The organism is Pseudomonas sp. Ga0074129 (assembly GCA_001465025.1).
Classification (GTDB): domain Bacteria; phylum Pseudomonadota; class Gammaproteobacteria; order Pseudomonadales; family Pseudomonadaceae; genus Aquipseudomonas.
In genome coordinates, this window is sequence record LNDO01000093.1 from 1 (window position 1) to 8,709 (window position 8,709).

The window sequence follows — 8,709 nt, forward strand, 5'->3', positions numbered from 1 at the left end:
GTCACTCAGCTTTGGCAGCGCGGGCAATACACGCTGGCGCGCTGGCCCAATTTGACCTCGCGCAAGGTGCTGCCACAAGTTTTGCAAAACTCACCGCCGCGCCCGTACACAAACAGTTCTTGCTGGAAGTAACCGGGCTGGCCGTCGCCTCCGACGAAATCACGCAAGGTGGTGCCACCGCGCTCGATGGCGTAGGCCAGAATGCGTTTGATCTCCGCCGCCAGCTTTACATAGCGCGTGCGCGAGACTGAACCGGCCTCTCGACGGGGATCGATGCCGGCGGCAAACAACGCCTCGCTGGCGTAAATATTGCCCACCCCCACCACCACAGCGTTATCCATGATAAAGGGCTTGATTGCCATGCTGCGCCCCCGCGAAAGCTGAAACAGGCGCTCACCATCGAACAGGTCGGTCAACGGTTCGGGGCCCAACTTACGCAGCAGTTCATGCTGCAAAGGCTCACGGCTCCAGAGCAACGCCCCGAAACGGCGAGGGTCGGTGTAGCGCAGCGCCATGCCCGACGCCAGCTCGATATCGACATGTTCATGCTTGCCTGCAGGCAAACCGCACGTCACCAAGCGCAAACTGCCAGACATACCCAGATGGCTGATAAGCGTGCCGGTTTCGGCTTTGATCAGCAGGTACTTGGCGCGCCGCTCGACGCATTCAATACGCTGGCCGGACAGGCGCACATCAAGGTCTTCGGGGATAGGCCAACGCAACCGACGGTCGCGCACGATGACTCGGCTGACGCGCTGGCCTTCGAGATAAGGGGCAATACCGCGACGGGTGGTTTCTACTTCAGGAAGCTCAGGCATAACAGGGCATCAGGCGCAGTCAAAACGGGCGACAACCTTAGCAGGAATGCCCGAGAGCGACGATACGCCACTGCCGCCTTAAAGACCCGCGCCCAGATCGCGAATACTCTCGCGCAGGTTCTCGAAGTCGTACTCGGACAAGCCGACATACTCCAGCACCAGCTGTTCGATGCTCTGCCACTCACGGTCTTCGTTCTGGTTGCCGAGAATGCGATGGGTATCGCAAATGTTCTCGGCCATTTTCAGAATCGCCAGCAAGGTTTTTAGCTGTGCGTCACGCCCCGAATCCTCAGTGAAGATGGCTAAGGCGTTGTGATGACTGGCGATGACTTCACACAGATGCAGCGGCAGATTCCACGACTTCGCCGTGTAATACCCCACCACGGCATGGTTGGTATTGAGCAGATCGTTCTCGGTGTCCACCACCCGGTGCTGCTCGTTGGCATTGCCATACGCTTGCTCAAGCACATCCATATAGTTGGGGAAGCGCTTAAGCATCAGCGGTATGCCGCAGTTGTGGAAAAGCCCCAGGGTGTAGGCCTCGTCCGGCGAGCGGTAACCGATCCGCTTGGCCAAGGTCAGACAGGTCATGGCCACATCCTGCGCGGTGTCCCAGAAACGGTTGAGGTTGACGATGGCCTCATCGGTCAATTCACCGCGTATGGACTGGGCATTAATCAGATTGATCACGGTGTTGCAACCCAGCAGATTGACTGCCTGCTGGATGGATGCGATGCGATTGGCCAAGCCGAAGAAGGGGGAATTGACCACTTTAAGCAACGCACCGGAGAGGCCCGGATCCTGGCTGATGAGCTTGGCGATAGCCCGCAGATCAGGGTTGGGCATCACCTGCTCCATCTGCAAGTCCACCATGATCTGCGGTTGCGGCGGAACGCTGATGCCTTGCAGCACTTGCTGGATGTATTCGGCGGAGAGTTCTTGGGACATGGGGATACAACCGAGGCGCGAGTTGATAAGCAGTCTAGCTAATCCTGCAACACTTCCACAGACGACTTTTGTAACCGCGCAGCCTTGTCGAACCCGCTATAATTTCGCTCTTTTTTCGGAGTCCCCAGCATGTCCCTGCCCAGCCTGCGCCTGAAAGCCAACGCCGATCGACGCCTGCGCGCCGGCCACCTGTGGATTTATAGCAATGAGATCGATGTTGCCGTCACGCCCCTGGGCGGATTTGCCGCAGGTGATCAGGCGGTGCTTGAAGCGGCTGGCGGCAAGCCACTCGGCATCGTGGCCATGAGCCCGAACAATCTGATCTGCGCCCGCCTGCTGTCACGTGACGTCAAGCACGTGCTGGATAAATCCCTGCTGGTGCATCGGTTGAACGTCTGCCTGTCGCTGCGCGAGCGCCTGTTCGACAAGCCCTGTTATCGCCTGGTGTATGGCGATTCCGACCTGCTGCCCGGCTTAGTGGTAGACCGTTTCTTCGACATTCTGGTGGTGCAACTGGCTTCCGCCACCATGGAGCGCAATAAAGAGGACGTTCTCGCCGCCTTGGTTCAAGTGTGCAAGCCCAGCGGTATTCTGCTCAAAAACGATTCTGCCGCGCGTGATGCCGAAGGCCTTGCTCGCTATGTCGAGACGCCATTCGGTGTGGTGCCGGAGTGGGTGGCACTCGAAGAGAACGGGGTGAAGTTCGAAGCCCCGGTGATCGACGGGCAGAAAACCGGCTGGTTCTATGACCACCGCATGAACCGCGCGCGCCTGGCGCCCTATGTGAAAGGCAAGCGCGTGCTGGACCTGTTCAGCTACATCGGCGGCTGGGGTGTGCAGGCCGCGGCCTTTGGTGCCAGCGACGTGATGTGCGTGGACGCCTCCGGCTTTGCCCTCGACGGCGTGGAGCGAAACGCGGCGTTGAACGGCCTGACCGATAAAGTCGCCTGCGTCGAAGGCGATGTGTTCGAAGCCCTCAAACAGCTCAAAGCCTCGGAAGAGCGCTTCGACGTGATCGTGGCCGACCCGCCCGCCTTTATCAAACGCAAGAAAGACCAGAAGAACGGTGAAGGCGCCTACCGCCGCCTGAATGAACAGGCCATGCGCCTGCTCAACAAAGACGGCATTCTGATCAGCGCCAGTTGCTCCATGCACCTGGAAGAAGACAACCTGCAGAACATCCTGCTGACCAGCGCGCGCCATCTGGATCGCAACATCCAACTGCTGGAGCGCGGCGCGCAAGGCCCGGATCATCCGGTGCACCCGGCCATTGCCGAAACCCGCTACATCAAGAGCCTGACCGTGCGTTTGCTGCCCAACAGCTGACCCCCACGCACCTGCCGAGTGCACTCGGCAGGTGCGTCACCTCGCCATCATCGCCCCAAGTGTTACCCCGCGCCTCACTGACCCAGCGTCAAACCCTATCTGCTCGCCCCCGTAAAAAGCTGAACAACCCGTCAGACCAAGGCTTCACGCGGAATGGCCTGCATATTGCTTTTGCTGAGCCAAGCAGGCTGATCCGCCACCATCGGAAACGAGATCAGCCCAATAAGCAGTCGAAGCAGGGCCACAAGCCGCTGATTCGTTTCGGACAATATGGGGAAGGGTATGGCTGACCTGGCTGGGGACAAACCGTTCCTGCAATTCACCAACGTTAAGAAGACGTACGACCACAAGCATCTGGTAGTCAAAGATTTCAACCTGGACGTGGCCAAGGGCGAATTCATCACCCTGCTCGGCCCTTCCGGCTCTGGTAAAACCACCTGCCTGATGATGCTCGCCGGGTTCGAGGATGTAACCAGCGGCGAGATTCTGATCAACGGCCGCCCCGTCACCAGCATCGCGCCTTACCAGCGCAACATCGGCATGGTGTTCCAGCAGTACGCGCTGTTCCCGCACATGACCCTGCGCGAAAACCTCGCCTACCCGCTGAAAATCCGCAAACAACCCAAAGACGTGATTCGCGCCAAGGTCGATGAGTACCTGTCGCTGGTCGAATTGCTCGACTTCGGCAACCGCTTCCCCGGCCAATTGTCGGGTGGCCAGCGTCAGCGCGTGGCCCTTGCTCGCGCACTGATCTTCGCCCCGGACATCGTGTTGATGGATGAACCGCTGGGTGCGCTGGATAAAAAGCTGCGCGAACAAATGCAGTTCGAAATCAAACGCCTGCATGAGCAACTCGGTTTCACCGTGATCTATGTAACTCACGACCAGACCGAAGCGCTGACCATGAGCGACCGCATTGCCGTGTTCAATAACGGCATCGTCCAGCAATGCGCGCCGCCCCATGTGCTCTACGAGCGTCCGGCCAACCTGTTTGTCGCGGACTTTATTGGTGAGAGCAACAAGCTCACCGGGGTGATTGAAAGCGTGGGCGATGAACAGGTGCAAGTGCGCCTTGACGATGGCGGCCTGGTTCAGGTGCTCAAGGCCAACTGCACCGAGATCGGCCAGCCGACCACAGTGTCCATCCGCCCGGAAAAACTCAGCTTCACCGAGCGCCTCGGCAACACCGGCAATCAGGTTATGGCGCGCTTTATCACGCGGCACTACGTCGGTGAATACATCCGCTACCACTTCGAAACCGCAGGCGGCAGCGAATTGGTGGTCAAGAACATGAATGACAGCAGCGCGCCGCAGCTCAGCGCTCATCAAGAAGTCGCCCTGGCCTGGCAGCCGCAAGACAGCCAGGCGCTGGACTGCCCCGTAGTCAAGACACCCTGACCTTACAACCCGAAGAAGCAATGGAGCTTAGCAATGGCTAGAACACTGACCACCCGCTTTTCCACCTTCGCCCTCGCCGCCGCACTGGGCACGGCAAGTTTCGCCGCCAGCGCGCAGGAATCGCTGACCGTGGTGTCATGGGGTGGCGCCTACGGTGCAGCCCAGCAAAAACATGTGATCGATCCCTTTATGAAGGAAACCGGGGTTAAGGTGCTGTTTGAGGATTACACCGGCGGCGTGGCGGAGATCAAAGCCCAGGTCGAGTCCGGCAACATTCAGTGGGACGTGGTCGACTTCGAAGTAATCGACCTGGAGCGCGCCTGCTCCGAAGGCCTGCTGGAAAGCATCCCGCGTGACATTCTGCCGGCCGGCATCGACGGCGTACCGGCCGAAAAAGACTTTATCCCCGAAGCCCTGGCCAGTGAGTGCGCCGTGGGTAACATCGTCTGGTCGGTGGTGTTTGCCTACAACGAGAAAACCATCGGCGACACCAAGGCCGCAACCATCGGCGATTTCTTCGACACCAGCAAAGTGCCGGGCAAGCGCGCCCTGCGTAAACGTCCGCAGGTGAACATGGAATGGGCACTGCTGGCTGACGGCGTGGCGCCGGACGAAGTGTATGACGTGCTGTCCACTCCAGAAGGACAGGCCCGCGCCTTTGCCAAGCTCGACACCATCAAAAAAGATATCGTCTGGTTCGACTCCTGGTCGCAGGCACCACAACTGCTCAACGATGGCGGCGCGGTGCTGGTGCAATCGGCTAACGGTCGTTTCTATGACGCCATCCGCCAGGAAAACAAGCCCTTTGTGATCGTCTGGGACGGTCACGTCTACGACCTCGACGCTTGGGCCATCGTTAAAGGTTCACCGAAAAAAGACCTGGCGCTGAACTTCATCGCCTTTGCCACCGGCTCCACCCCACTGGCCGGCATGCCCGATGTGGCCTACGGCCCAACCCGCAAATCGTCCATGCCGCTGGCTGACCAAAGTGCTGCGCCGCACCTGCCGACCGCGCACCTGAGCAAAGGTATCCAGGCCGGTTCGGATTTCTGGGCGGACTACGGCGAATCGCTCGGTGAAAAATTCAACGAGTGGCTGTTGAAGTAACGGCAGTTCGTAGGGTGGGCTAGGCATCACGGCGCAGCACGTTCAATAGACAAAACGTGTTGCGCCATCACCCACCCAACACCCCAAACACCCGACCGGAGTAGTCGCTTGTCCTCCCTGACCACCACCGAAGCCAACCAAGCCTCCAGCGCGCGCAACAAAAAGCGCCTGACCGCCTTTCTGTTTGTGGTGCCGTTGCTGGTATTTATTCTGCTGAGCTTCGTCGCGCCCATCGCCAGCATGCTCTGGCGCAGCGTGCATCACCCCACGGTAACCAACCTGATTCCGCTGACCCTGCACGAGTTACAGCGCTGGGACGGCCAAAGCACACCCGATACACAGACCTTGAGCGTGTTCGCCAAAGAACTGCAGGGCCTGGCCAAAGAGCGCCAGTCCGGCAAGCTGGCCGAAGAACTCAACCGCGCCTCGGCAGGCATGTCCAGCGTGGTCAAAGCCACCGCGCGTAAACTGTCTCGTCTGCAGCCCGAGCAGCTCGACGAGCAAGGTGCGCAAAGCCTGCTGGCCGCACACCGCAACTGGAGCAAAGCGGAAATCTGGTACGCCATTCAGCGTGCGGGCAAACCCTACACCTATGACTACTACCTGACCGCACTTGACCTGGAAATGCACCCCGAGCAGGGCATTCAGGTGCGCGAAGACACACAAATCTACCTGCAGCTCTACAGCAAGACGCTGACGATGGCGCTGGTCATCACCCTGTTCTGCGCCCTGCTCGGCTACCCGCTGGCCTACTACCTGGCCGGTTTGCCGGCGAACCGCGCCAACCTGCTGCTGGTCCTTGTGTTACTGCCGTTCTGGACCTCACTGCTGGTGCGCACCACGGCCTGGATCGCGCTGCTGCAAACCAACGGCGTGATCAACTCATTCCTACTCGGCATTGGCATCCTCGATCAGCCCATCGAGATGCTTTACACCTCATTCGCCACCGTGGTGGCCATGACCCACATTCTGCTGCCGTTCATGATTCTGCCGTTGTACAGCGTGATGCGCGGCATCGACCCCAGCTACCTGCGCGCAGCGCTGTCGTTGGGGGCCAAGCCGATTCCGGCCTTTGCCCGCATCTATTTCCCCATGACCCTGCCGGGCCTGAGCGCCGGTGCGTTGCTGGTGTTCATCATCTCGGTCGGGTACTACATCACCCCGGCCTTGGTCGGCGGCACCGATGGCCAGATGATCAGCAACATCATCGCCTTCCACATGCAGCGCTCGAATAACTGGGAACTGGCCGCCGCGCTGGGTTCGCTGCTGTTGGGCCTGATCCTGCTGCTGTACTGGGTGTACGACCGCTTTGTCGGCGCCAGCAATATCAAACTGGGCTAAGCATGAACGCACAGTCATCCGTACCTCACGTAGCCCGGATGCAATCCGGGGAAACCTTGCGGCCTAAGGCCCCGGATTGCATCCGGGCTACGCCTTCGTCCGATCGTTCGACCTTGGACGCTGACCTATGAAAATTCCCGCCTATTACGGCTTTTGGCATCACCTCGGGGCCTGGTTGCTGAAGACCAGTTCGTGGCTGGTGCTGCTGTTTCTGATTTTGCCGATTCTGGTGATCGTGCCGCTGTCGTTTAACGTCGAGCCGTTCTTCAGCTTTACCGAAGGCATGCTGACCTTGCAGCCCGAGGCCTATTCGCTGCGTTGGTACAGCGCCATCCTGAATGACGACAAATGGCTGCTGGCGATCAAAAACAGCTTTCTGATCGGCATCTGCGCCACCGTGATTGCCACCGTGCTGGGCACCTGCGCCGCCGTAGGGTTGGCCCGTGATGACATGCCCGCGCGGCGGCTGATCACCGCCCTGCTGCTGTCACCGATGATCGTGCCGTTGATCATCACCGCAGCCGGGATGTTCTTCTTTTACTCAAACCTCGGGCTGGCCGGAAATTACCTGGGTGTGATCATTGCCCACGCCGCACTCGGTACACCGTTCGTGATCATCACCGTGACCGCCACCCTGACCGGCTTTGACTACAGCCTGGCCCGCGCAGCCCTGAACCTGGGCGCTACGCCGCTGCGGGTGTTCTTCGACATCATCATGCCGCTGATCCGCCCGGGAGTGATTTCCGGTGCGCTGTTCGCTTTTATCACCTCGTTCGATGAGGTGGTGGTGATCCTGTTTATGGCCGGTCCGCAGCAACGCACCATCCCCCGGCAGATGTTTTCTGGCCTGCGCGAGCAGATCAACCCGAGCATCCTGGCCATTGCTACCCTGCTGATTCTGGTGTCCATCGCCTTACTGATCACCCTCGAACTGCTGCGCCGCCGCTCCGAACGCATGCGTGGCATTGAGCAAAACAACTAAGCACACGCGCAACCGGCAGGTGCCCCGCCTGCCGGCTCGCCGGGCGATTTGCAACGCACTGTTGCCAAGCGCAGTAGTTTCGCCAACGGCCTGTTAGAATCACCTTTCTCCAGCCGCACCCAGGCGGACTTGTAGCCCGGCCACACCCGCGCTCACCCTGCGCAGATGTTGCCCGCACCCGGCAAATGATCATTCGCGTTTGCCTTGGGTCTGAACCCGGCTCAACATACCCAGCAGCAGCCCGCGCCCGCCCAGACGCGTTGTCTGGGCCTCTGTGATCTGATTAGCCTTTGCAGGATTGACCGCCATGCCTGATTACCGCTCAAAGACCTCCACCCACGGCCGCAACATGGCCGGCGCTCGCGCCCTGTGGCGCGCCACCGGGATGAAGGATGAAGACTTCAAAAAGCCGATTATTGCCGTCTCCAACTCCTTCACCCAGTTCGTGCCCGGCCACGTGCATCTGAAGGACATGGGCCAGTTGGTCGCCCGCGAAATCGAGCGCGCTGGCGGTGTCGCCAAAGAATTCAACACCATTGCAGTTGACGACGGCATCGCCATGGGCCACGACGGCATGCTCTATTCGCTGCCGAGCCGCGAAGTGATCGCCGACGCTGTTGAATACATGGTCAACGCCCACTGCGCCGACGCCATTGTGTGCATCTCCAACTGCGACAAAATCACCCCCGGGATGCTCATGGCCGCCCTGCGCCTGAACATCCCGGTGGTGTTCGTCTCCGGCGGGCCGATGGAAGCTGGCAAAACCAAACTGGCCAGCCACGGCCTGGA

Annotated in this window: 8 protein-coding genes; 6 read left to right on the forward strand and 2 right to left on the reverse strand. The window is 59.8% G+C overall.

Annotated features, from left to right (window positions below; all coding sequences use genetic code 11):
- Window positions 1–5: 5 nt before the first annotated feature.
- Together mutM and AUK77_RS14070 are read right to left on the reverse strand one after the other, a co-directional pair.
- A complete protein-coding gene (gene mutM, locus AUK77_RS14065; protein WP_296130672.1) occupies window positions 6–818 on the reverse strand; it encodes a bifunctional DNA-formamidopyrimidine glycosylase/DNA-(apurinic or apyrimidinic site) lyase in 813 nt (270 codons plus the stop codon).
- Between the two features lie 78 nt (window positions 819–896).
- The gene (locus AUK77_RS14070) at window positions 897–1,766 is read right to left on the reverse strand and encodes an HDOD domain-containing protein (RefSeq protein WP_296130674.1); all 870 of its coding nucleotides are present in this window, start codon (window positions 1,764–1,766) and stop codon (window positions 897–899) included.
- Between the two features lie 129 nt (window positions 1,767–1,895).
- On the opposite strand from AUK77_RS14070, the gene AUK77_RS14075 reads away from it, so the two are divergent.
- The 6 genes from AUK77_RS14075 to AUK77_RS14100 all read left to right on the forward strand — a co-directional run.
- Complete coding sequence (locus AUK77_RS14075) at window positions 1,896–3,092, forward strand: class I SAM-dependent rRNA methyltransferase (protein ID WP_296130676.1); 1,197 nt, start codon at window positions 1,896–1,898, stop codon at window positions 3,090–3,092.
- A gap of 282 nt (window positions 3,093–3,374) precedes the next feature.
- Window positions 3,375–4,490: an ABC transporter ATP-binding protein gene (locus tag AUK77_RS14080; RefSeq protein WP_296130678.1), complete on the forward strand. Its 1,116-nt coding sequence runs from the start codon at window positions 3,375–3,377 to the stop codon at window positions 4,488–4,490.
- Window positions 4,491–4,523: 33 nt separating this feature from the next.
- Window positions 4,524–5,597, forward strand: a complete 1,074-nt coding sequence (locus AUK77_RS14085) for an ABC transporter substrate-binding protein (RefSeq protein WP_296130680.1) — start codon at window positions 4,524–4,526, stop codon at window positions 5,595–5,597.
- A 108-nt stretch (window positions 5,598–5,705) separates the two neighbouring features.
- The gene (locus tag AUK77_RS14090) at window positions 5,706–6,938 is read left to right on the forward strand and encodes an ABC transporter permease (RefSeq protein WP_296130682.1); all 1,233 of its coding nucleotides are present in this window, start codon (window positions 5,706–5,708) and stop codon (window positions 6,936–6,938) included.
- Between the two features lie 127 nt (window positions 6,939–7,065).
- Window positions 7,066–7,920 carry an ABC transporter permease gene (locus tag AUK77_RS14095; protein WP_296130684.1) on the forward strand — a complete coding sequence of 285 codons (855 nt, stop codon included), beginning with the start codon at window positions 7,066–7,068 and terminating at the stop codon, window positions 7,918–7,920.
- Window positions 7,921–8,227: 307 nt separating this feature from the next.
- A partial coding sequence (locus AUK77_RS14100) for a dihydroxy-acid dehydratase (protein WP_296130685.1) occupies window positions 8,228–8,709 on the forward strand: 482 nt, incomplete at its 3' end.

What these genes read in the sequence shown, in the direction of transcription:
- mutM (WP_296130672.1), bottom strand. Translation starts at nt 818, where the DNA reads ATGCCTGAGCTTCCTGAAGTAGAAACCACCCGTCGCGGTATTGCCCCT.
- AUK77_RS14070 (WP_296130674.1), bottom strand. Translation starts at nt 1,766, where the DNA reads ATGTCCCAAGAACTCTCCGCCGAATACATCCAGCAAGTGCTGCAAGGC.
- AUK77_RS14075 (WP_296130676.1), top strand. Translation starts at nt 1,896, where the DNA reads ATGTCCCTGCCCAGCCTGCGCCTGAAAGCCAACGCCGATCGACGCCTG.
- AUK77_RS14080 (WP_296130678.1), top strand. Translation starts at nt 3,375, where the DNA reads ATGGCTGACCTGGCTGGGGACAAACCGTTCCTGCAATTCACCAACGTT.
- AUK77_RS14085 (WP_296130680.1), top strand. Translation starts at nt 4,524, where the DNA reads ATGGCTAGAACACTGACCACCCGCTTTTCCACCTTCGCCCTCGCCGCC.
- AUK77_RS14095 (WP_296130684.1), top strand. Translation starts at nt 7,066, where the DNA reads ATGAAAATTCCCGCCTATTACGGCTTTTGGCATCACCTCGGGGCCTGG.